Origin of the sequence: Streptomyces sp. NPDC101152, from assembly GCF_044768275.1 — a bacterium.
In the GTDB taxonomy this organism is placed as follows: Bacteria; Actinomycetota; Actinomycetes; order Streptomycetales; family Streptomycetaceae; genus Streptomyces.
The window spans coordinates 22,274-44,030 of the sequence record NZ_JBIWPO010000045.1; the positions used below are offsets into that span (position 1 = coordinate 22,274).

The 21,757-nt window shown below is 69.0% G+C and carries 17 protein-coding genes and 2 pseudogenes; 8 read left to right on the forward strand and 11 right to left on the reverse strand.

Annotated features, from left to right (window positions below):
• Positions 1 to 221 precede the first annotated feature (221 nt).
• The 3 genes from ACIRVK_RS36025 to ACIRVK_RS36035 all read left to right on the forward strand — a co-directional run bounded on the left by ACIRVK_RS36025 (position 222) and on the right by ACIRVK_RS36035 (position 2,707).
• Positions 222 to 1,142, forward strand: a complete 921-nt coding sequence (locus tag ACIRVK_RS36025; protein ID WP_404254713.1) for an enoyl-CoA hydratase/isomerase family protein — start codon at positions 222 to 224, stop codon at positions 1,140 to 1,142.
• Positions 1,139 to 2,071: an alpha/beta hydrolase gene (locus ACIRVK_RS36030; protein ID WP_404254715.1), complete on the forward strand. Its 933-nt coding sequence runs from the start codon at positions 1,139 to 1,141 to the stop codon at positions 2,069 to 2,071. Before ACIRVK_RS36025 ends, ACIRVK_RS36030 begins: the two co-directional genes overlap by 4 nt.
• 180 nt (positions 2,072 to 2,251) lie before the next feature.
• Positions 2,252 to 2,707 (forward strand): alpha/beta hydrolase, encoded by a 456-nt coding sequence (locus tag ACIRVK_RS36035; protein WP_404254717.1) that lies wholly within the window; start codon positions 2,252 to 2,254, stop codon positions 2,705 to 2,707.
• Positions 2,708 to 2,786: 79 nt separating this feature from the next.
• On the opposite strand, the gene ACIRVK_RS36040 is transcribed toward ACIRVK_RS36035, so the two are convergent.
• The gene (locus ACIRVK_RS36040) at positions 2,787 to 2,981 is read right to left on the reverse strand and encodes a hypothetical protein (protein ID WP_404254719.1); all 195 of its coding nucleotides are present in this window, start codon (positions 2,979 to 2,981) and stop codon (positions 2,787 to 2,789) included.
• Between the two features lie 831 nt (positions 2,982 to 3,812).
• Here ACIRVK_RS36040 and ACIRVK_RS36045 point away from each other — a divergent pair.
• Positions 3,813 to 4,682 carry an alpha/beta fold hydrolase gene (locus ACIRVK_RS36045; RefSeq protein ID WP_404254721.1) on the forward strand — a complete coding sequence of 290 codons (870 nt, stop codon included), beginning with the start codon at positions 3,813 to 3,815 and terminating at the stop codon, positions 4,680 to 4,682.
• A gap of 344 nt (positions 4,683 to 5,026) precedes the next feature.
• Here ACIRVK_RS36045 and ACIRVK_RS36050 read toward each other — a convergent pair whose 3' ends face one another.
• On the reverse strand, positions 5,027 to 5,599 hold the full coding sequence (locus ACIRVK_RS36050) for a TetR/AcrR family transcriptional regulator (RefSeq protein WP_404254723.1): 573 nt from the start codon (positions 5,597 to 5,599) through the stop codon (positions 5,027 to 5,029).
• 419 nt (positions 5,600 to 6,018) lie between these two features.
• Here ACIRVK_RS36050 and ACIRVK_RS36055 point away from each other — a divergent pair.
• Positions 6,019 to 6,183: pseudogene (locus tag ACIRVK_RS36055) on the forward strand (AMP-binding protein); the annotation flags it as partial.
• A gap of 206 nt (positions 6,184 to 6,389) precedes the next feature.
• Positions 6,390 to 6,776, forward strand: coding sequence for a VOC family protein (locus ACIRVK_RS36060; protein WP_404254725.1), 387 nt, complete (start codon positions 6,390 to 6,392; stop codon positions 6,774 to 6,776).
• Positions 6,777 to 6,996: 220 nt separating this feature from the next.
• On the opposite strand, the gene ACIRVK_RS36065 is transcribed toward ACIRVK_RS36060, so the two are convergent.
• The 4 genes from ACIRVK_RS36065 to ACIRVK_RS36080 form a co-directional block, all read right to left on the reverse strand.
• Positions 6,997 to 7,638: a TetR/AcrR family transcriptional regulator gene (locus ACIRVK_RS36065; protein ID WP_404254727.1), complete on the reverse strand. Its 642-nt coding sequence runs from the start codon at positions 7,636 to 7,638 to the stop codon at positions 6,997 to 6,999.
• A 473-nt stretch (positions 7,639 to 8,111) separates the two neighbouring features.
• Positions 8,112 to 8,942, reverse strand: a complete 831-nt coding sequence (locus ACIRVK_RS36070; protein ID WP_404254729.1) for an enoyl-CoA hydratase/isomerase family protein — start codon at positions 8,940 to 8,942, stop codon at positions 8,112 to 8,114.
• 371 nt (positions 8,943 to 9,313) lie between these two features.
• The gene (locus ACIRVK_RS36075; protein ID WP_404254731.1) at positions 9,314 to 10,105 is read right to left on the reverse strand and encodes an MBL fold metallo-hydrolase; all 792 of its coding nucleotides are present in this window, start codon (positions 10,103 to 10,105) and stop codon (positions 9,314 to 9,316) included.
• A 449-nt stretch (positions 10,106 to 10,554) separates the two neighbouring features.
• Positions 10,555 to 11,388: an enoyl-CoA hydratase/isomerase family protein gene (locus ACIRVK_RS36080; protein WP_404254733.1), complete on the reverse strand. Its 834-nt coding sequence runs from the start codon at positions 11,386 to 11,388 to the stop codon at positions 10,555 to 10,557.
• Between the two features lie 522 nt (positions 11,389 to 11,910).
• On the opposite strand from ACIRVK_RS36080, the gene ACIRVK_RS36085 reads away from it, so the two are divergent.
• On the forward strand, positions 11,911 to 14,682 hold the full coding sequence (locus ACIRVK_RS36085) for an ATP-binding protein (RefSeq protein ID WP_404254735.1): 2,772 nt from the start codon (positions 11,911 to 11,913) through the stop codon (positions 14,680 to 14,682).
• 213 nt (positions 14,683 to 14,895) lie between these two features.
• Here the strand turns inward: ACIRVK_RS36085 and ACIRVK_RS36090 are convergent, their stop codons facing one another.
• A complete protein-coding gene (locus ACIRVK_RS36090) occupies positions 14,896 to 15,363 on the reverse strand; it encodes a winged helix-turn-helix transcriptional regulator (protein ID WP_404254737.1) in 468 nt (155 codons plus the stop codon).
• Between the two features lie 91 nt (positions 15,364 to 15,454).
• On the opposite strand from ACIRVK_RS36090, the gene ACIRVK_RS36095 reads away from it, so the two are divergent.
• Entirely contained in the window at positions 15,455 to 15,955 is a 501-nt protein-coding gene (locus tag ACIRVK_RS36095) for a PaaI family thioesterase (RefSeq protein ID WP_404254739.1), read from the forward strand.
• Positions 15,956 to 16,260: 305 nt separating this feature from the next.
• Here the strand turns inward: ACIRVK_RS36095 and ACIRVK_RS36100 are convergent, their stop codons facing one another.
• From ACIRVK_RS36100 to ACIRVK_RS36115, 4 genes and pseudogenes are all read right to left on the reverse strand, one after another.
• Complete coding sequence (locus ACIRVK_RS36100; protein WP_404254741.1) at positions 16,261 to 16,845, reverse strand: ATP-binding protein; 585 nt, start codon at positions 16,843 to 16,845, stop codon at positions 16,261 to 16,263.
• Positions 16,846 to 16,900: 55 nt separating this feature from the next.
• Positions 16,901 to 17,641, reverse strand: a pseudogene (locus ACIRVK_RS36105) (PP2C family protein-serine/threonine phosphatase); the annotation flags it as partial.
• A gap of 905 nt (positions 17,642 to 18,546) precedes the next feature.
• The gene (locus tag ACIRVK_RS36110; protein WP_404254743.1) at positions 18,547 to 20,436 is read right to left on the reverse strand and encodes an AMP-binding protein; all 1,890 of its coding nucleotides are present in this window, start codon (positions 20,434 to 20,436) and stop codon (positions 18,547 to 18,549) included.
• Between the two features lie 174 nt (positions 20,437 to 20,610).
• The gene (locus ACIRVK_RS36115; protein WP_404254745.1) at positions 20,611 to 21,522 is read right to left on the reverse strand and encodes an alpha/beta hydrolase; all 912 of its coding nucleotides are present in this window, start codon (positions 21,520 to 21,522) and stop codon (positions 20,611 to 20,613) included.
• Positions 21,523 to 21,757 lie beyond the last annotated feature (235 nt).

Consider the following 21,757-nt stretch of genomic DNA (forward strand, 5'->3'; position numbering starts at 1 on the left):
GCCGGCACGGCGCAGCAGTGGCCATGAGGCGGCCGACCTCACGTGGTCGCCGACTCGATTTTCATCCTTCGAGGCTGAGTACTTTCACACGTTGGTAACGACCACCATGCGCACCGTGTGCAGTGCGCCTTTCCCCTGCGACGGGGCCCAGAAGGAGTCGACTCATGTCCCAGCAAGCCGCTGCCCAGCCACGCATCAAGATCGAGGAGCTCGAGGGCGGGTTGATCATCGCCCGCCTCGCCCCTGATGAGCTGGGACTCTTCGGGCGCGACGACGCTCCGGAGTTCATCGAGCTCGTCCGGCGCGCCGACCAAGATCCGGCCATTCGCGCCGTGGTGTTCACCGGGTCACATCCCAGCCGCTTCATCAGCCACGCGGAAATCAGCTGGCTGCAGGAGGACGGATCGGCGATTCCCCCCGTGAGTACTCGGGTCACGAGCGCGGTGGCGAAGATCGCCCATTGGGCGGCCCGGTACCGGCTCACCCGGTGGGTGGCGGGCAAAACGCCGTTGATGGGGGGCATCCAGCTCGATGACCTGCACACGGCGTATCTCCGCATGGCCACCAGCTCCACGATCTTCGTGGCGGCCCTCAACGGGTCCGCGCTGGGTATTGGCGCCGAGATCTCGTGGGCCTGCGACCTGCGGCTGATGGCCGAGGGCGACCATTTCATCGGTCATCCGGAGATCCTGATGGGCATCCCGCCCGGCTCCGGTGGCACCCAGCGCATGCCCCGGCTCATCGGTTCCCACCGTGCACTGGTGGCGATCCTGGAAGGCCGGCCGCTCCCCGCGGAGGAAGCACTCGCCGTCGGGGCCATCGACGAGATCGTGCCGGCCGATCAGCTCATGTCCCGGGCCGTCGAACGAGCCGCTCATCTCGCGGCGCGGCCGACCAAGGCGATCGCGGCCGTCAAGCGGGCGGTGAACGTGGGCGGCTCGCTGTCGCTCGCCGACGGTCTGCACCTCGAACGCTCCGAGTTCCTCGCCTCCCTGCCGCAGCCGAAGGCGCAGGAACTCATGAAGGGCTACCTGCGCGACACCGCGGCGAACGGTGAGCTGCCGCTGTACCAGCCCGGCGGCTATGCCGCCGCCCTCCAACGCGGAACCGCGACAGGCGACAAAGAGGAAGTGACGGCATGACACACAAGGCGACCACGAAGTTCAGCCGGCGCACCGTGCAGTTCGCCTCGGGTGACTCCTACTGCTCGGCCTGGCTGTACCTGCCGGACACCGCCTCCGACACGCCCGTGCCGGTCGTCGTGATGGGGCACGGCCTCGGCGCCACCCGGGAGATGGGGCTGGCGCCCTACGCCGAACGATTCGCCGCCACCGGGTTGGCAGTGCTGGTATTCACGTACCGCAATCTCGGCGACAGCGGCGGCCGACCGCGCCAGGTGTTGTCCATGACCAAACAACTGGCCGACTGGGACGCCGCCCTCGAGTACGCGGCCTGGCTCCCCGAAGTCGACCGGCACCGGGTCGCGGTATGGGGCAGTTCGCTGGGCGGGGGCCACGCCATCGCCGTCGCCGCCCGGCATCCGGAACTGTGTGCCGCGGTCGCCCAGTGCCCCTTCACCGACGGGCCGGCTTCAGCCGGCGCGCTCGGAATACGGGAGACCCTGGTCCTGGGGGGCGTCCTGGCCCGCGACTTCCTGGCAGCGGCGCGCGGGAAGGAGCCGGTCACCGTTCCGGTTGCGGCAGCGCCCGGTCAACTGGGTCTGATGACCGCACCCGACGCGCTGCCCGGAATGCTGAAGTTGGTGCCCGACGGCTACGAGTGGGTCAACCGCGCAGCGGCTCGCAGCTTGATCAACATCGTCCGGTATCGGCCCGGCCGAGCGGCCAAGGACATCGCCGCGCCGATCCTCGTCTGCATCAGCAGAACCGACTCGGTCGCCCCGCCCGTGCCGACCGAACGCTACGTCCGTAAGGCACCGCGCGGCGACATCCGTCACTATGACGCGGGGCATTTCGACTTCTACTTCGGAAAGGCATTCGAGCAACTGGTCGCCGATCAGACCGAGTTCCTGGTCAGCCACCTGAAACCCGCGCAGGTCACGAGCGGCTGAGCCGACCTCACCGTCACGGAGAGGCAGCCGATATCTGTCTGACATATCTGCATATCTGACAGGCGAGGCCGAGAGCCTCACGGTGGAAGGCCCGTCCGCGGGGTTCACCTACCGGCGGATGTGTTCGCAGGGCGGTGTCCCGCTGGGCCTGTTGCACCGGTTCCGCGCGACCATCGACTGGTGGACTCCGAATTCCTGGACTACCTGGCCGCCGACCACGACGTGATCGTCTTCGACAACGTCGGCGTCGGCTACACCACCGGCGAGCCGCGCGACTCCCTCGACGAGTTCGCCGACGGCGCCGTCGAGTTCATCGAGGCACTCGGCCTCACGCAGGTCGACCTGCTCGGCTGGTCCCTGGGTGGCTTCGTGGCCCCGCGCCTGACCGCGCGGCACCGGGAGCTGGTGCGCCAGGTCATCGTGGCGGGCAGTGGCCCGACCGGCTGGGTGCCCGGTGCGCCGCCCTTCAGCGAGCAGGTCCCGGGCATCATGTACAAGCCCGGCGGCGGCCTGGAGGACATGCTGTACCTCTTCTACCCTGACACGGAATCGGCCCGCGCCCTGGGAAGGAACACTTTGAGCACGTCTCGCAGCCGACGGCCCCGCGGTCTCCGAGACGGCCGCGTAGGGGCATGATCGCTATGGCGGGCCAGTTCCTGGCAGTCCCCTTCGATCAGGTGCGGGCGGAACTGAAGGCCATCAAGCCTCCGGTCCCTTACGCCAATGGCTGCACGATGTGATGGTCCCCGCTCGCAACTCCTACGTGGCTGTCCAGCGTCTTGCCGGTTGGCCGGCCTGCGTACAGCAGGGATACCCGCGGTCCGCGTGAGAGCGCGGCGCGTTCGTCGGACTCGTCGAGCACCGTCTCGGCGATGGTCCGCAGGAGCATGAGCGCGACGGGAACGAGCACGGCGGCGACGGCCGAGTCGGTATCGGTTCGCCGGGCCGGGTTGGCGGCGGCGTCATCGCGCGACTTGCGGCTGGGCTGATCGTGGTCGTCGGTCCGACCGGAGCGGCCACGCCAAGGGATGTCACCTCGTCAGGCCTCCGACGGATCCGGACCAGGCTTCCGGGCCGAGGCCTGTCGATGCGCCAGCAGCTGCCCGGGGCGATTCGCCGTACCGCCGCGACAGGCTCCTGTGTGGCTGCTGGTCTCGATACGCCCGAGCATGGCGGCGATCTGGGAGTCGAGCGCCCGTGGTCGTGGGCCACGACCACGGGGCTCCGGTGGCGTGAGCCTCGATCTGGGCCTGGGCCGACGCTTTCTGCGGGATCGTGGCGCTGAGCGTGCCCTTCGGCGGACGAGGCAAGTCGGGGCTCCGGGCCATTCCTTCGGTGAATCGGCCTGGGGGCCCTGCGCCCCGCGGAAGGCCGTTTGCTGGCGCCGGTCCAGAGCTACAGAGCTCAACTGCGGTGGCTGGGCTGCACGCACCTCGATGTACGGGCTTGTCCTGTTCGGGTTGCAGGGCATGGCCTGCAACCCGACGTTCGGCGGAACCCGCGATCCCTGTCGCTATCCCATCTCGTTCCGCTTCCCCTCTTGCCTCTTCATGGAATTACGGTCATACTTTAAAGGTCGCGGAAACCTCAGGGCCCTGACCCAGGGCGGCCCCGCGACCGAGGCCTCTGGCCGCCGACTGCAGCCGTAGTCGGGAGACCGGTTTGCCGCCCTGCGCCCACCCTGCAGGGAAGAAGGGGGCGGCGCACACTGGCGCTAACCCTCACATCGAAGGGCATGACCATGAACGACGCACATGAAGTACGAGGCGACGTGGTGACGTCGTACAAGAACGCACCGACCCGCACCGTCACCGCCGACGGAGTGACCTTCGCCTACCGTGAGCTCGGTCCCCGGTCCGGTGTCCCGGTGGTCTTCCTCACCCACCTCGCCGCAGTGCTCGACAACTGGGATCCCCGGGTCGTCGACGGCATCGCCGCCAGGCACCGGGTGATTACGTTCGACAGCAGGGGCGTCGGCGCCTCCACCGGGTCGACACCGAAGACCATCGAGGAGATGGCCAAGGACGCCGTCACCTTCATCCGGGCGCTCGGGCTCGAACAGGTGGACATCCTCAGTTTCTCGATGGGCGGCATGATCGCCCAGGTGATCGCGCAGACCGACCCGCAACTCATCCGCAGACTGATCCTTGCGGGCACCGGTCCTGCCGGCGGTGAGGGCATCAAGAACGTGACCCGGATCTCCCACTTCGACACGCTCCGAGCGCTGCTCACCCTTCAGGATCCGAAGCAGTTCCTCTTCTTCACCCGCACCGCGAACGGGCGTCGGGCCGGCAAGGAATTCCTGGCCCGTCTGAAGGAGCGCACCAAGGACCGGGACAAGGCGATCTCCCTCACCTCCTACTTCTCCCAGCTCAAGGCCATCCACCGCTGGGGGCTGGCACGTCCGCAGGATCTCTCCGTCATCCAGCACCCCGTGCTCGTCGCGAACGGTGACGACGACAGGATGGTTCCGACGCAGAACTCGGTCGCCATGGCCCGGCGACTGCCGAACGTCGAGCTGGTGATCTACCCCGACGCCGGCCACGGCGGCATCTTCCAGTTCCATGAGCAGTTCGTGCCGACCGCTCTCGAGTTCTTCGGCCGGCCGTAGGGCCGCGGTGCGGTCTGCGTACGGGCCGAGGATGTGGGTCAGAGCCGTGGCACCCGGTGGGCGGGCGACTCGAGGCGTCTGTCCGGCATCACTGACCTGGCCGTTCCCTGGCCGTGCGGCGCCGGCGAGGTCGTCGTCGTGCGGGACGGCGATGCGGAGAACGGCGTGGTGGACGCCCCGTCGGTGACGCGGCGGGAGCCTCCGGGGGCTGAGCCAGTGCTGGCTGCTCGGTGTGAGGCGGGGTCGGGCAAGCTCCCGCTGAGTGGTGAGGCGGTTTTGAGCCGCCCGCTCGCCGCAGTCAGGCAGGGGCGGGCGGTCACCCGCCAGGGGATTGACCGTCCCCCTCAGCGGATGAAGGTGAGGGCGTTCTCGATTCCCTGCTCAAGGACCTCGTCGGAGAGCTCATGGTCGGAGAGGGCACGGGACAGCTGCAGCGTTCCCACCGCCATGGTGAAGAGCCCGATGGCCTTACCGCGGGCGGACTGCGGATTCTCGGGTGCCAGGCGGGCAGCGAGTTCTTCCACGATGCCCCTGGCGCCGTCGGTATAGGCCCCCTTGGCCCCGTCTCCGCAGCGGCCGATCTCGTCGAGCAGGGCTGCGGAAGGGCATCCGTCGCCGGGGTTGTCCCGGTGCTGGGGCGACAGATACTCGCGAACGAAATCCTCGAGTCCCTCGCGGCCGGGCCGCAACGTGCCGTAGCTCTCCTGCTGCGTGCGCAGCTGGTCGGCGACGACGTTGGCGACGAGGTCGTCCTTGGACTCGAAGTGGGCGTAGAAGGCTCCGTTGGTGAGTCCGGCGTCCGACATCAGGATGGAGATGCCGGAGCCGTCTATGCCGTCCTGCTTGAACCGGTGACCGGCCCGTTCGATGATCCGTTGCCGCGTCACCTGCTTGTGCTCCTTGGTGTAGCGCGCCACAGGGTTCCTCCATCAGTTCCGCTGGGCCATTGCCTTGCATCTCATCCTAATCTATGGTCTGACGCATGTAATATTACGCTCGGCAGGCGACTTTGCGGCCGATCCGCAGCACCCGGGACACCGCCGCGCCCCGGCCCCGGGCGGATGCGCCGCAGCTGCACCGTCGCCACTGCGGACACCACGCGGCGTTCGGCGCAAGGCCGGGGAGCGGACCGCCCACCGGACGGCACGTCATGGGCCCGAGTGGAGACGATCTCACCGCCGCCGAGCCCGCCGCCCGCCGGCCCGGGAAGCGGAGGGCCTCGCACCGCCTCAGGTCTTCGCCCGGTCGACCGCCCACACCCGGAGAACCAGGAGAGCGATGATGCTCAGCCCGAGCCGGGGCGTGTCACGACTGCTGACGGACGTCCCGACACCCGGAGCGCACCGCGATCGTCTTCGGTGACGACCACATTACGTACGCCGCCCTCGACGCCGCCGCCAACCGGGTCGCGAACCTGCTCGTCTCGCGCGGGATCCAGCCGGGCGACAAGGTCGCACTGTCCTGCCCCGACCTTCCCCACTTCTCCAGCGTCTACTTCTGACAGCGGCCAGCAGGAATTCCCCACGTACGGCCAGTTAGGAACGTGACGCTCAGTGATCGGCTACATGGGCCGGGTTCCAGCTGTCGCGCACCTCTGGACCGCTGAGGTGAGGAGGATTTGAGGCTGCGCGGGCGTCTACGTTGATGTGCTTGCTTGTTGGGGATGGCGGGCGGAATAGCCGCAGCCCGTCACGCCTTGGGGTCGGCATGCGGATCTTTCGTACCTACGCGCGCGTCTACGCCACCGACCTGGATGCGGTGCTGGCACCGCTGAGCACCGTTCCCGATCAGCCGATCACCAGCCGCTTCACGATGCCGAACGGCCTGGAGCTGGCCGTCGTGGGCCAGGTTCTGGTGGTGGCGGGGGACGAGCGGGCACTGGAGCCGTACACAGCGACTGCGGCGACGCTGATCGTGGACGACCTCGACGAGTGCCAGGCGCGTCTCAGCCAGACCGGAGCACAGATCGTGCGCGGCCCGCAGGCCGTTCCCACCGGGAGAAACCTGACCGCCAAGCTGCCCGGTGGCATCCAGTTCGAATATGTCGAGTGGGACGAAGCGCAGTGGGAACGCGTCGGAGGCCGACCCGGCTAGGTTCTCGCCCCTCCCGGAGTATGTCGCCGCCGCTCGGACGGGCCGCTGCGGTGACAGTCCGGTCTACGCTCGCTCGCGTCTCCCGCTCATGGTGACCGAGTCGCGATTACAACCTGTGAGATCCGCGGCCAAATGACTCCCCGTCAAGTGGCCGCGAGCGGGGAATTAGAACACTGGCCGCTGACATACTTCGGCATCGTCAAGGCAGGCGTCCTGTGAGTCACGGTGTCAGGGGGGTTTCCGACCCGGGGGGAGTCATAGGCGCGCCGGGCGGGGGCGTGTCGGTGGGGTACTGGGCGCGGACGGCGTCCATGAGCAGGTCGAACATGCGGCCCAGTTGGTCGCGCCCGTCTGCTGGCGAGGTAGTGGTGAGCATGCCGACGAGGATGATGACGATGTCCTCGGCGTGAACGTCGTCGCGCAGCGTCCCGGCGGCGACTCCGGCGGCAAGAATGGTTTGCACAGCTGCGGAGAGCTGTTCACGTGCCGGCGACACGGTCCCGGCGCCGGAGGCGAGAACTGCCCGTAGGGCGTCTGCGGTCTCTCGTCGTGTCATCGCGTAGTCGGCGAAGTGGTCCATCCAACTGCGTAGGGCGTGGGCTGGATGCCTCGTGTGCAGGAGCGCCTCGGCGGCGGCACACAGCTGGGCCAGTTCGTGCCGGTAGATCGCTTCGACCAGTGCTTCCCGGGTGGGGAAGTGCCGGTAGAGCGTGCCGATGCCGACCCCCGTGTCCCGCGCGATCTGCTTCATCGACACCGGTACTTGTCCGGACGCGAACGCATGGCGCGCGGCGTCGAGCAGGCGGGTGCGGTTGCGTGCTGCGTCCGCACGGATGGGCTTGGGCGTCTCGTGGCTCGGCATGATGCGGAGGGGCCTTCGGTCATGGTGCTGCGAGTCGGAGCCGCCTGCTCCCTGCTGGAACCGTGGAACGGGCAGCGGGATGTCGCCGTGCATGCGGGTCGCTCAGGTGGCGAGGCGTTGCGGGAATCCGCCGGGGGAGCCCCGCTCGCGCCGTGGGTGAGGATCAGTGGGGTGGCGCACGGGCTCGGGTGGGCGGACGCGAGGGAAAGGGGATGTCTCCTGGCCGGCGGACTTGCCTGGTGGTGAAGTGCGGCAGTTCGTGCAGCCGAGGAGAGGTGTTCAAGGCCCGACGAAGCCGCCGTGCACGGTTTCGCGATGGCGCCCGCCCGGTGGGTGGCCGGGCTGCCGTCGAGGCATGCCCGACCACCGCAGGGCACCTGGTGGGGCGGGGCCGGAACCCACACCAGGGTGCCGCGGCGCCGACTGGGGTCCCTGTCGGGCGCCGGGGCCGGTCGTGCGGCGGCGGGAGGTGGTCAGAGGTTCTCGTTGACGCGGCCGATGTACTCGCCCAGCGCGTACTCGACGTCGAGGCCCTTCTCGGCGACCAGCGCGCCGAGCCCGACCGCACGCGCGGCGAACCCCGGCTGCGTCAGTGTGCCCGCGAACTCGCCGAAGGCGGCGACCAGGTGGGCGTCCGGCGGCAGTGTCGCCCGGTTGACCTGGGCCTTCGCGGTCGCCAGTGCCTGCCGGTCGAAGGAGGCGAGGCGGGCGACCGTCGCGTCGATGAAGGCGTCGAGTTCCGCGTCGGGCAGGGTCCGGGTGACCCATCCCCAGCGCTCGGCCAGGTCGGCGTCGTAGTCGGCACTGGTCAGGATCGCCTCCAGCGCGCGGTCGCGGCCGATGGAGCGCGGGAGTCGCTCGCCGCCGCCTCCGCCGGGGACGATGCCGATGCCCACCTCGGGCTGGCCGAAGATCGCCTTCTCGCGGCTGGCGTAGCGCAGGTCGCAGGCGAGGGCCAGCTCGTTGCCCGCGCCGCGGGTGCGGCCCCGGATGGCCGCGATGCTGATGAACGGAGCCTTGGTCAGCCGCAGGACCATGTCGGTCCAGACCGGGTTGTCACCCTCGTGCTCGGGCTGGGGGAGGTCGGCGGCTGCGGCGCCGTCGTAGTGGTTGACGAAGAAGTCGGGGAGGTCGCTGCTGAAGACGACGACCTGGATGTCCGGGTCGTTCTCGAGCTCCTTGACGATCTTGAGCAGCGTCACGGCGGACTCGGGAATCACCAGGTTGGCGGGAGGATTCGCGAACGTGATCCTGGCGGTCCGCGGGGTCGTGCGCTCCAGGCGGATCGTGCTGGGCTGGCTCATGGCGTGGTTCCGTTTCGTAGGGGGCTTGCGTGGCTGTGATCGCGTCCGACGACCACGGGGCTGTTGCGTCTGGTGGGGGTGCGGGTGCCGTCGCCCTGTCTGTCGGCGCGGCATCGGCTGAGATGGGCCCGCACTGTGTGGCATGTGGTGCGCGCCGTTCGAGCTGATGACGAGCGCCGAGGTGGCCGCCATGCCTGTTATGGCCGCGCGCGTGTCGTTCGCCACTGGCCGAGTCGCTGCCTGTACCCGTTGCTCGAGCCGTTTAACTTATGATCGTAATATAATAAGCGGGAAATGCTCGACAGGCAAGAGATGCGACCCGCGGGTGAAACACCAGCCGGCCGCGTCGCGCCTACGGCGGACCGGCGCGGTCAGGCGGACGGGATGACGATCGGGGTGCCGAACAGGTAGAAGTTGCTGATGTCGATCACCAGGGGAGCCGCATAGGTGGGGAAGCGTTCGATGATGGCCTGCTTGTAGGCCTGGCCGTCGTCGCCGAGGAGCTCACCGGCGACCTTCAGGTACTCGGCCATCTCCGCGAGAACGGCCTGTCCCGCGGGCAGTCCGTGTCCGGGCAGGATCGTGTCGTAATCCGGGTCGGCGAGTTCCTGGAGGATGACCTGCCAACGGTCGATGTCGTGGTTTCCGACGAACACATGGGTCTTGTGGTAGACGACGTCCTGCGCGACCAGCACCCCGTGCTCGGGCAGCCGGATCAGTAGTTGGTCGGAGGTCTCACCGCCGGAAAGGGCTTCGAAGACGAAGGGAACGCCGTCGATGACCTCGGTGCCCGGGGTGATCAGAACGGTGGGGGCCACCTCTGCCGCGGGGACCGGGATGCCGGTGGGGTCCTGGAGGTCGCCTCGCGCCGCCATCTGATCGCGCGTGACGGCCAGGGCGTGAATGGGTGCGTTGAAGCGGGCCGCGCCCTGGAAGTGGTCCGGGTGCTCATGGGTGATGATGAGCCGGTCCAGCGGTTTGCCGAGTTCCTCGGCGTATGCGACGACCTCGTCGGCGCCCGCGATCGTGATCTGGCCGTCCACCGCGACCAGTCGGCCAGGGGTCTCGATCAGCTGGGTGGTGACGTTGATGTTGTCGTCGGGAGCCATGTAACTGTGCACCCGCACGTCGCCCTTGTCGATGATGGTGACGGTGCCCCTCATTGGTCCACTCCTTCTGGTGTCCTGCGCAGCCGGGCCGTGGTCGGGCCTTGTACGAGTTCTTGTGCCGGGTGCTCGTGCGGTGTCGCGGTCCGAAGCCGGCACCGCTGGTGACGGGCGGTGGGTGAGGGCGGGCGGCCTGTGGTGGAGCACGGGTCTGGGCCGGTGAACCGCGCCCGGGCGCTCGGCGTGCGGGCGCGCGGTGTGCCGGCGTGTATGGGCCTGCCCTTTGATGTTCGCTCCATCGCGGGGGCGCCGGGCGCCTGCGCAGGTCGGCGGACACGGTTCGTCCGTGGCCCAGGGTCTTGCTGGACGGTCCGGTCGACGAGCCTGCGGCCCGGCCGCCCGCCGGCCGTCGGTGTCGAACAGGTGGAGGCTGTCGTGATCGTGGCGCTGGAGAGGATCCCGGAGGCGTCGTCCGCTGGTCGCGAGCGGCGCTTCGCAGTCGGTGTTCACCGGCTTTCCTGACGTGCGATGCCGAGGTAGTCGCCGAGGCGGAGTTCCACTTCTTCGGGACCCTTTTCGGCAAGGAGCTTCTCGAACCGGGGCCGGGATGCCTGGACCCCTGGCCAGGTCAGGGAGCCCAGGAATTCGGTGTAGGCCGCTCGCAGGTCGGCGTCGGGCGGGAGCGTCGCCCGGTTGACCTGAGCCTTGGCGGCTGTCAGCGCTGTCTTGTCGAAGGACGTCAGCCGCTTTGCCACACCGTCCACGAAGCCGTCCAGTTCGGCGTCGGCGACGGCGCGGGTCACCCAGCCATAGCGTTCTGCCGTGTCCGCGTCGTAGTCATGGCTGCTGAGGATGGCTTCGAGAGCCCGATCCCGTCCCGTGAGTCGGGGCAGGCGTTCCGTGCCGCCGCCGCCGGGAAGAATCCCGCCGCCGACCTCGGGCTGGCCGAACACCGCGTGCTCGCGGCTGGCGTAGCGCAGATCGCAGGCCAGGGCCAGTTCGTCCCCGCCGCCCCGGGTCCGTCCGCGGATGGACGCGATGCTGATGAACGAAGCTGTGGACAGCCGTACCACGAGATCGATCCACGCCGGCGTCGCCTCCGGATCGGACGGCATGAAGTCGGCGACCCGGTCGAGATCGAAGTGGTTGAAGAAGTAGCCGGGTGTACTGCTGGTGAAGACGGCAACGTGAACCTGCGGGTCCTCGCTCAGTTCCGTGACGACCTCAACCAGTCGGGACACGGTCTCCCCGACGATGAGATTCACCGGTGGATTCGAGAATGTGATCTTGCGGATTCCCGGTGCCGACTCCTCCACGCTGATCGTGCTGGGCTGTGTCATCGTTCGCTCCAGGGGTGACCTTGACGGTTCGTCAGGGATGCGTTTGCGTCAGGGCGCCTTGACCTGGCAGAGGCGAGGCCCAGGACCAGGTCTCGCAGTCGCGTGGCCATGTCGTGCTTCTCCTTGCTGTTGCCTCGATGCCCCGGTCGGCTCGACGGAGGAGGGGGTGTCGGTCGGGTGGATGAGTGCGCCGGGCTGCTGGCCGAGGGCCGGGCAGAAAGAGGTGGCGCAACGTGCTGACGCGGCCGGCGGTCGGGACCGCGGTGTAGCGCAGTCTCGGTTTCGGGTCCGTGGCCGCCGCGGTGATAGCGCGGCATCGGCGCGCTCCGCGTCCTTGTCGCCATGTCCTTCTCCTGCGGTGAGGCGCGAGTTCACTGATCACGCCCGACGCTACGAAGGAAGCGCGGCAAGCGGATCCGTCACCGTGTCCGTCACCGTGTCCGTCACATATGGCCCGGTGTCATTGAACTCGGGTTGCGGCAGTGGCTCCGGGCGACCGCAGCCCATTAAGCTTTCAAGCAAATGGACCTGTACGGACGGCGCCAGGAGCAGGCAGCCCTCGACCGGATCCTTGACGGTGCCCGTCAGGGATTGGGAGCGAGCGTGATGTTGTGGGGTGACCCCGGCATCGGTAAGACCGCCCTGCTCGAATACATGGCTGAGTCGGCCGCCGCGGACTTCACTGTCCTGCGATGCGGGGGCACTCGTCTTGAGTCGCAGCTGGCCTTCGCCGCACTGCACGAACTGCTGTGGCCGGTGACGGAGCGGATCAGCACGCTCCCGGAGCCGCAGGCCAACGCCTTGAGCGGGGCGCTCGGTACCAGGAACGATGTGGCGGACCGGTTTCTGATCGGCGTGGCCGTACTGACGCTCGTCGGTGAGCTGGCCGGCGAGCGACCGGTTCTGATCGTCGCCGACGACGCCCAGTGGCTGGACGAGGCGTCCGCCCAGTGCCTGGCCTTCGTCGCTCGCCGGCTGCGCGACGAGGCCGTGGTCATGCTCCTCACCGGCCACGACGATCCCGTCGAGGGCCCCTGGGAGAAACTGGCGGCGATGGAGGTCCGCGGGCTGGACGACGACAACGCACGGCTCCTCGCCCGTGCCCTGGCTCCGCACGCGGACGAGAGGGTGATCCGCCGCACGGTCCGCGCGGCGGCCGGCAATCCGCTGGCACTTCAGGAGCTGCCCACGTCCGAAGCGGCCGGCGACCTCTCGGCGTATCCGCTGGGCGACGACCAGATCTCTGTCGGGCCCCGCCTGCGCCGTTCCTTCCACGCACGGATCGAGAGGTTGTCGGCGCCTGCCCGCACCGCGCTTCTCCTCGCCGCCGCCGATGACCGCAGTGACCGGGACACCGTGCGCCAGGCCGGTGGCGTGCTCGGCCTCGACGCGGCCGCGTGGGACGAGGCCCAGCACTCGGGCCTGCTCACCACGGGCTCGGGCGGGCGGATCCGCTTCCGCCACCCGCTCATGGGGGCGGTGGTCTACGACGTGGCGCCGCCCGTGGACCGGCAGGCTGTGCATCACGCTCTCGCCTCCGTGCTGAGCGGCGAGCACGCCGGCGAGTTGCGGCCCTGGCATCTCGCCGCAGCTGTGGAAGCCACGGGCGGAACCGACGAGGAGGTAGCCCGGCTGTTGGAGGAGTCGGCCCGCCGTGCCTGGGCGCGCGGCGGCTGTGCCACGGCTGCCCGTGCCCTGCAGCGTGCGGCGAGGCTGTCACCCGCGGCGGACGACGCGGCACGGCGACTGTCCTACGGGGCGAAGGCGGCCTGGGAGGCCGGACAGGTCGATGCGGCGCGGGGCATGCTGGAGCGGGCGGAAGGGATGTCCTCCGAAGCCACGGTCGGGGAGCTCAGCGAAGGGCTGAGCGGGCTGATCGAGTTCGCGCACGGCGATCTGAAAATCGCCTGCCGTCGGCTGCTCCGGGACATGGAGCGGGTGGCCGACGCCGGGCAGGCGTTCCAGCTCGGCAGCATGGCGCTGCGGGCGGCGTGGGCGGCCGGGCACGGCGAACTGCAGCGCGAGGCGCTTGACCGGCTCGAACGGCGGCTCCCACAGGGGAACTTCCCGAACGCCGATCTGCTGCCGTCGCTGCGCCAATGGTGGACGCAGGACCTGAGCGACGGAGCCGACGACAGCGACCAGGCCGCGGCCCCCGACGCCGAGGTCCTCAGCCGGCTCAGCGGCAGTGCCTGGTTCCTGATGCCGCCGGCGCCGGTGGCGATCGCCTGGGGGATCGAGTCCGCCCTGGAGGATGCCCTGCGTGGCGAGATCGACCGGCTGCGGCCCACGGACCAGGTGAACGCCCTGACCCAGGCGCTGGCACAGACGGCTGCGCTGGGCATCGCGCAGGGCTCCTGGCCGTCGACCGCGGCGAACGCCCTGGAGGGGCTCCAGGTGGCCGGGGAAATCGGTGACTACCACCTGGCGTCGCAGTGCCTCAACTGTCTGGGGTGGCTGGCAGCCGTCCGAGGCGAGGAGCCGGCCGTCGCGGACTATGCCGCCCGGGCCTTCGAGGTTTCCGTGCCGCGCAGTGTGCGCCTGCTCAGCGCCGCCGCGCAGTGGACCCTCGGCATGTCGGCGCTCTTCGCCGGCCGGGCCGAGGAGGCCCTGGACTACCTGGCCCGTCTGACCGAGGCCGGACACCACGCGGCGCACCCCACCATCGCGGTGCTCGCCGCACCGGACACCGCCGAGGCCGCCCTCCAGGCAGGGCGGCGGGCGACGGCCGAGGAACAGGCGCGGCTGCTGCGACGCTGGGCCGAACGGACCGACGCGGCATGGGCGATCTCCGCGACCCATCTGGTCCATGCCCTGCTGGCGTCGGGGGCGGATGCGGAGAAGCGGTTCCGGCTCGCGCTGGATGTTCCCGGAGCCCGGTCGCGGCCCTTCACCTACGCCCGCACGCGCCTGCTGTATGGCGAGTGGCTGCGGCGGGCCCGCCGCCGTACCGACGCCCGGACCCAGCTCGCCGAAGCCGCGGAGATCTTCCGGCGACTGCACGCGGCGCCCCTCCTCGCCCGCACCCGGGCTGAACAGGAACTGACCGGGCAGCACCTGCACCGCGACCTCGCACCGGCCCGGGACACCGCAGCCATCCTCACCCCGCAGGAGCTGAGGGTCGCACGGCTGGCCGCACAGGGGCTCACCAACCGGGAGATCGGATCACAACTGCTGATCAGCCACCGCACGGTGGCCCATCACCTGGCCAATGTGTTCCCCAAGCTCGGTATCGTCTCGCGCGCCGACCTCGCCCGCATCGACTTCGGGGACGGGTTGCACCTGATCGGCTGACGGGCCGCCTTCGGGGCTGGACCGGGGCCCCGATGATGCCCAGCGCTGCGCTGGGTGGAGTTCGTCGCCGTTCACACCCGGGGCGTCCCACCATGCGGCGATGTTGTAGGCGGTGCCGTCGAGCACGTCGTCGCCGGCGCTATCCGGTTGCTGAGGTGCCGACAAGGGTGAAGGCAGCCACGACGAGACGGTGGCGAGATCAGGTTTGATGATTCATGCCCGGAGGCGGGCCCCTGGTCCCAGCCGAGCGGTGACTTCGCGTGGAGTGAGGGCGGAGTGTTCCGCGGAGCACTCGACGACGACGCGGAGCGGAGCGCCGCATTCGGTGTGGCGAACGTCCAGTACGGGGCCCTCGGAGTCGAGGGCGTAGGCCTCGCCCCACTGGCTCAAGGCCATCAGGACGGGCCACAAATCCCAGCCCTTGCGGGTCAGACGGTACTCGTTGCGGGAGCGGCTGCCCGGCTCCTGGTAGGCGACGGTCTTCAGGACGCCGGCCGTGATCAGCTTCCGGAGGCGATCGCTGAGGACGGCCTCCGACAGGCCGAGGTGGCGGTGGAAGTCGTCGAAGCGGCGGACTCCGTTGACGGCGTCACGCAGGATCAGCAGCGTCCATTTCTCTCCGACCACGTCGAGCGTGCGCTGGACGGGGCAGTTCTCCGTGCTCGCCTCAAGCCACTCCATCCCGCCATCTTAGGGGTCTGACTTCGTAATTGACAGTCAGGTAAATCGGCAGCTAGCTTCACTTGAAAAAGTCAGATGGAGGCGCTCGACCGTGGGACGAACACGTACGTATACATGGGAAGATCCCGCGATCCTGGCGGAAGCCGCCGGACGCATGGCCGGCATCGACTTCCTGCGCGAGCTGAAGACGGGGCGACTGCCGGGGCCGCCCATCAACTACTCCATCGCCTTCACCCTGGACGAGGTGGAACCCGGCAGGGCGGTCTTCTCCCTGACGCCGGGGGAGGAGCACTACAACCCGATCGGCAGCGTGCACGGCGGAATCTTCGCCACTCTGCTCGATTCGGCGGCGGGCTGTGCCGTCCAGTCCACCCTTCCGCAAGGAATGGCGTACACCTCGCTCGACCTGACGGTGAAATTCCTGCGGCGGATCACCGTGGACACGGGCATGGTGCGTGCCATTGGCACAGTTGTCAGCAAGGGCCGCCAAACTGCCCTCGCCCAGGCGCAGTTGGTCGACGCGACAGATCGCCTGCTCGCTCACGCCACCAGCAGCTGTCTGCTTTTTCCGGTGCCGCCCCCGCAAGGATGATCTTTGGCGGAGCCCCACCGTGGCCTGGGCCCGGTACCTTGCCGACGCGCGAGCAAGTAATCACCCACTCGTTTTCATCCCGCTCGACCGCGGCCGGCTCGGCCTGGAATTGATCAGCCTCCTCCCGCAGCTCATCCACACGATGGCGAGCGGCGCACTCGCGCTGTTCCAGCAGTCCCACAACCGACGGCATCTCCGACCTCCACCGGAACGACAACTCGACGGTTCGTCACCGCAACTGAACCGTCGCCTCCATACCTGACCAGTGGAAACGCAGTGCTCAACCCCGGAAAGACAGCAGCTTCTCACCGCGAACCGGACGGGACTTCGGCAGGGGATGCTGGAATCAGCTGCTCCGCCCAGATGACCTTGCCTTCGCGGCCGTGGCGAGTACCCCAGCGTTGGGTGAGCTGGGAGACCAGGAACAAGCCGCGACCTCCCTCGTCGGAGTCCCGGGCGCGGCGCAGGTGCGGGGCGGTGCTGCTGGCGTCGGAGACTTCGCACGTCAGGGCGGATTGAAGGATCATCCGCAGTCGGACGGGGCTCTTGCCGTAGCGGATGGCGTTCGTCACCAGTTCGCTGACGATCAGCTCTGTGGGAAAGGCCATCTCTTCCAGACCCCAGGCGGCCAGCTGATCGGCTGCCTGGACGCGGGCCTTCGAGACTACTGCCGGGTCGCTGGGGAGATCCCAGGTGGCGACATGGTCGGCGTCGAGCACCCCTGTTCGTGCCACAAGAAGGGCGACGTCGTCCGTGGGACGGCTGGGCAGCAGCGCGGAGAGCAGTTCGTCGCAGGTCTCCTCGAGCGACGCCGGTGCCCGGGCGAGCACGTCGCGCAGCAGCGCGAGGGCGGTCTCGACGTCGCGAGAGCGGCTCTGGACGAGGCCCATCGGTGTACAACACCAGCCGACTGTGTTGTGGCACTTCGAACTGGGCGGTTTCGAAGGGGAGGCCGCCCAGGCCCAGGGGCGGGCCGACCGGCAGCTCCAGGACGACGACCGCATGGGCTGTGGTGGCATCGTCGGCGGTGGTCGGTGCACTCACGACGGCCGGCGGAAGGTGCCCGGCACTGGCCAGGGAGCACACACGGGAGACAGGGTCGTAGACCGCGTACAGGCAGGTGGCGCTGATCTCGTCCGTACCCCGTTCCTCCTCGCGCTGCATGCGGATGACCACGTCATCAAGGTGTGTCAGCAGTTCGTCGGGCGGCAGGTCGATGTCCGCAAGAGTACGGACGGCCGTCCGCAGCCGCCCCATGGTGGCGGCGGCATGGAGGCCATGACCGATCACATCGCCTACGACGAGGGCGACGCGGGCTCCGGAGAGCGGTATCACGTCGAACCAGTCACCGCCCACGCCCGCTCTGGATCCGCTGGGCAGGTAGCGCGATGCCGACTCGACGGCGGACTCGTCCGGCACGTGCTGCGGCAGCAGGCTGCGTTGGAGGGTGAGCGCGGTGGAGCGCTCCTGGGTGTAGCGACGGGCATTGTCGATGTTGACCGCTGCTCTGGACGCGATCTCCTGGGCCACCAGGAGCTCGTCGTCGTCGAAGGGGTCTGCCGTGTGACGCCGGACGAACTGCGCGAGTCCCAACGGGCTTCCCTGGGCCCACAGTGGGACCAGGAGCAGGGAGCGCGGACCCAAGGCGCGCAGGGCCGACTCGTGTCCGCCGACATCGCCAGCCATGCGGGGATGGCGTCCGCGGCGATGCGGAGCCGGAGAGGCTGGCCGGTGGCCAGTACGCGAGCCAGCTCTGAGCCTTCCGGGCAGTGGTACGTCTGCCCTGTGACGAATTCCGGATTTGGACAGCCGTCCGAGACCGCCTGGGCGATTCGGCGGAGCGTCGGGGGACCGGCTTCCGAGTACGTGCTCTCCTCCGGGAGGGCGGAGGACAGCAGGTCGACGGTGACGAGGTCTGCGAAGTGGTCGGCGCCGACGTCCGCCAGTTCCTGGGCGGTGCGGATGGTGTCCAGGGTGGTCCCGATCCGCCTCCCGGCCTCGTTGATCATGATCAGCCGCCGCTGCAGCAGGCGGTCGCGTTCCCTTTGGTACGCCGCGACAGCCTGTTCCGCCGTGCGATCGGCATACTCGAAGCCGATCGCGCTCAGGGTGACCGTCGTCGCGTTGATCAGCTCCTGGGACGTGGTGACACGGACCGTCTCCGTGTAGAGCTCATGAACCACACCCGCGTGGACGAGCCGATAGATGCGAAGGAGCTGACTTATCGGCACCCCGTGCTCGGCGACTCGGCAGGCGAACTCGATGGCGGCGGGTGGCGTCCCGACCTCGGTCATGTCAAGGTCACGCTCGAGGAAATCCAGAACAGCGGTGACGTGTTCGGACAACGCCAAAGGCGCCAGAACGGCGATGTCCTCGTACTCCCAAACCTCCGGAAGTTCGCCGCGCAAGCGTTGCAGCACCACGTCGACAACGTGATCCGCTCGGGGGGCGAGCCCTCGAGCGAGGTCGCGGAGGAAGGCGCGGGTGTCGGTTCCCACACTGGAAATGTACCCCCGGCCTGGTCGACGAGCCGTGCCGACGCCGGTCCGGTGAAGGCGCCCAGCGTCGGCCGGATCGAGAGTGTCGGGCGTTCACGGTGTGTGACCGGCGCGGCGGAGAACGGGGCGCAGCACCTCGATGACGCTGGGGTCGTCCACCGTCGACGGGATGGGTTCGTCGCGGCCGTCGGCGATGCCGCGCATGGTCTTGCGCAGGATCTTTCCCGAGCGGGTCTTGGGCAGGGCGGCCACGACCGTGACGTCCTTGAGGGAGGCGACGGCGCCGATGCGTTCGCGCACGAGTTGGACGAGTTCGGCCTCGACCTCGGCTGGTTCGCGGTTGGTGCCTGCCTTGAGGACGACGAGGCCGCGCGGGATCTGTCCCTTGAGGGCGTCGGAGACGCCGATGACGGCGCATTCGGCGACGTCGGGGTGGGTGGCCAGGGCCTCTTCCATGCTGCCGGTGGACAGACGGTGTCCGGCGACGTTGATGACGTCGTCGGTGCGGCCCATGACGAAGACGTAGCCGTCGTGGTCGATGTGTCCGCTGTCGCCGGTGAGGTAGTAGCCGTCGAAGGCGGACAGGTAGGAGGCGATGTAGCGGGCGTCGTCGTTCCACAGGGTGGGCAGCGCGCCGGGTGGCAGGGGGAGCTTGACGACGATCGCGCCGTCGACGCCGGGTGGCACGGGCTGCCCGGTGGGGTCGAGGACGCGGACGTCCCATCCGGGCAGCGGGCGGGTGGGGGAGCCGGGCTTGACGGGCGCGGCCTCGATTCCGACCGGGTTGGCGACGATGGGCCAGCCGGTCTCGGTCTGCCACCAGTGGTCGATCACCGGCACACCCAGCAGGCCGCTCGCCCAGTGGTAGGTCTCGGGGTCGAGACGTTCGCCGGCGAGAAAGAGATAACGCAGGCCGCTCAGGTCGTAGTCGACGGCGAGCGTTCCCTTCGGGTCCTCCTTGCGGATCGCGCGGAAGGCGGTGGGGGCCGTGAACATGGTCTTGACGCGGTGCTCGGCGGCGACGCGCCAGAACTGGGCCGCGTCCGGGGTGCCGACCGGCTTGCCCTCGTACAGCACGGTGGTGGCGCCGGCCAGGAGCGGGCCGTAGACGATGTACGAGTGTCCGACGACCCAGCCCACGTCGGAGCCGGTGAACATGGTCTCGCCCGGTCCGATGTCGTAGACGGCGCCCATCGACCAGTGCAGGGCGACCGCGTAGCCGCCGCAGTCGCGTACGACTCCCTTGGGTTTTCCGGTAGTTCCGGACGTGTAGAGGATGTAGAGGGGATCGGTGGCGGGGACGGGAACGCAGTCGGCCGGCGCGGCGGCGGCGGCGAGGGCGGCCCAGTCGAGATCGTCGGGCCCCAGCTCGGCCGGCTCCTGCGGGCGTTGCAGGATCACGCTCTTCTGGGGCTTGTGGGCCGCGAGTTCGATCGCCTGGTCGAGCAGGGGTTTGTATGCGATGACCCGCTTGCCCTCGATGCCGCAGGAGGCGGAGACGACGACTTTGGGGGCGGCGTCGTCGATGCGGAGGGCGAGTTCGTGCGGGGCGAAGCCGCCGAAGACGACCGAGTGGACCGCGCCGATCCGGGCGCAGGCCAGCATCGCGACGGCGGCTTCGGGGACCATCGGCATGTAGATGACCACCCGGTCGCCGCGCCCCACTCCGAGTCCTGCCAGCGCTCCGGCGAAGGCCGCCACCTCGTCCCTCAGCTGCGCGTAGGTGTAGGTGCGGCGGGTGTCGGTCACGGGTGAGTCGTAGACGAGCGCGGGCTGTTCGCCCCGGCCAGCTTCGACGTGCCGGTCGAGCGCGTTGAAACAGACGTTGAGTCGCCCGTCGGGAAACCAGCGGTAGAAGGGCGCGCCCGAGGAGTCAAGTGCGCGGCGTGGGGCGACATCCCAATTGATGCCTTCCGCCGCCTTCAGCCAGAAGCGCTCGGGGTCCTCGGTACTGGCGCGGAAGACATCCTCGTACGTTCCCATCGCGCACTCCTTTGTGACATCGGGACGTGGTGTGGTGGTGTGGGACAAGTGTCGGACACAGGTACCGCATGCCGGTGTGGTCGAGCGGGATGCCGGTGACCGGTCCACCGGACACCGGCAACCTGGTGGTGCGGCGCCTGGCCGACGGACTCCGCTGTCAGGTACGGCGTGTGCTCAGGCGCCGAGGTGCGTGCGCAGCCACCGGCCCATCTGCCCGATGGCCTGGTCCACCTCGGGCACCCGTCCGGCGCCCAGGACGAACGAGTGCTGCCCTTCGGGCAACGAGTGGGTCTCGGTGGTGACCTTGAAGTCCGTGAGGCGGCGTCCGAGCTGGGCACCGTCGTCGGTGAGGGTCTCGTACTCGCCGTAGTAGACGAGCGTGGGCGGCAGGCCGGTCAGATCGGCCTTTACGAGGCTGATCTCGGGGGATGCGAAGTCCACGGCCGGGTCCTGCAGCCAGGCGCCCCGGAAGAGCTCCAGCGTGCCGCGGCTGAGCATCCTGTCGTTGGTCTCGTTGGCGTCTACGGACAGGTTCTGGATGGTGAGGTCGGTCCACGGCGAGACGCTGACGATCGCGCCCGGAGTGGCCTCGCCCTTGGCGAGCAGGCGCAGCGGCAGCATCACCGCGAGGGTGCCGCCGATGGAGTGGCCGGTGCTGCCGATGTTCTGGGGCTGGTAGCCCTGCGCGAGCAGCCAGCGGTAGGCGGTCTCGGCGTCGTCGAGTTGGGCGGGGTGGGGGTGTTCGGGCGCCAGGCGGAAGTCCACGACGAGGGAGCGGGCGCCGGCCGCCTTCGCGATGTGGCCGGCTGCCTTGCGGTCGGAGTGCATGGAGGCGGTGACGGATCCGCCGAAGTGGAAGTGCAGCAGTGCGCGGTCGGGGTCGGCGCCCTCGGGGATGGCCCACAGGGCGGGGACGCCGTCCGCGTCGACCTCGGCGTAGGTGACGCCTTCCGGCTCGGTCGATGCCTTGTGGTTGGAGTCGACGATGTCGCGGATGACGGCCAGGTCCAGGCCCGGTGTCGACGACTTCGCGCTCACGCTCGCGAGGAACTCCGCGAACTCGTGTGCTTCCTTGCTGACTCCCATGAGGGCGCTCCTTTTCATACGGGTGCCGTGCGGGGTTACCCGGCGGTAGCCCGGGGCGATGTGCTGGTGTGCCATGACGCTACTGGCTGAGTATAGAAAAGTAAACTCAGATGATGGGGGTCATCCTCATGGACGCGAGCAGGGTGAGACATGCCGGAGGGGGCGACGCCATCCCGTGACCCACCGCGTCCCTCCACTGTCAGTGCGTCGCCGAGAGTGAAGCCCCGACGGAGCG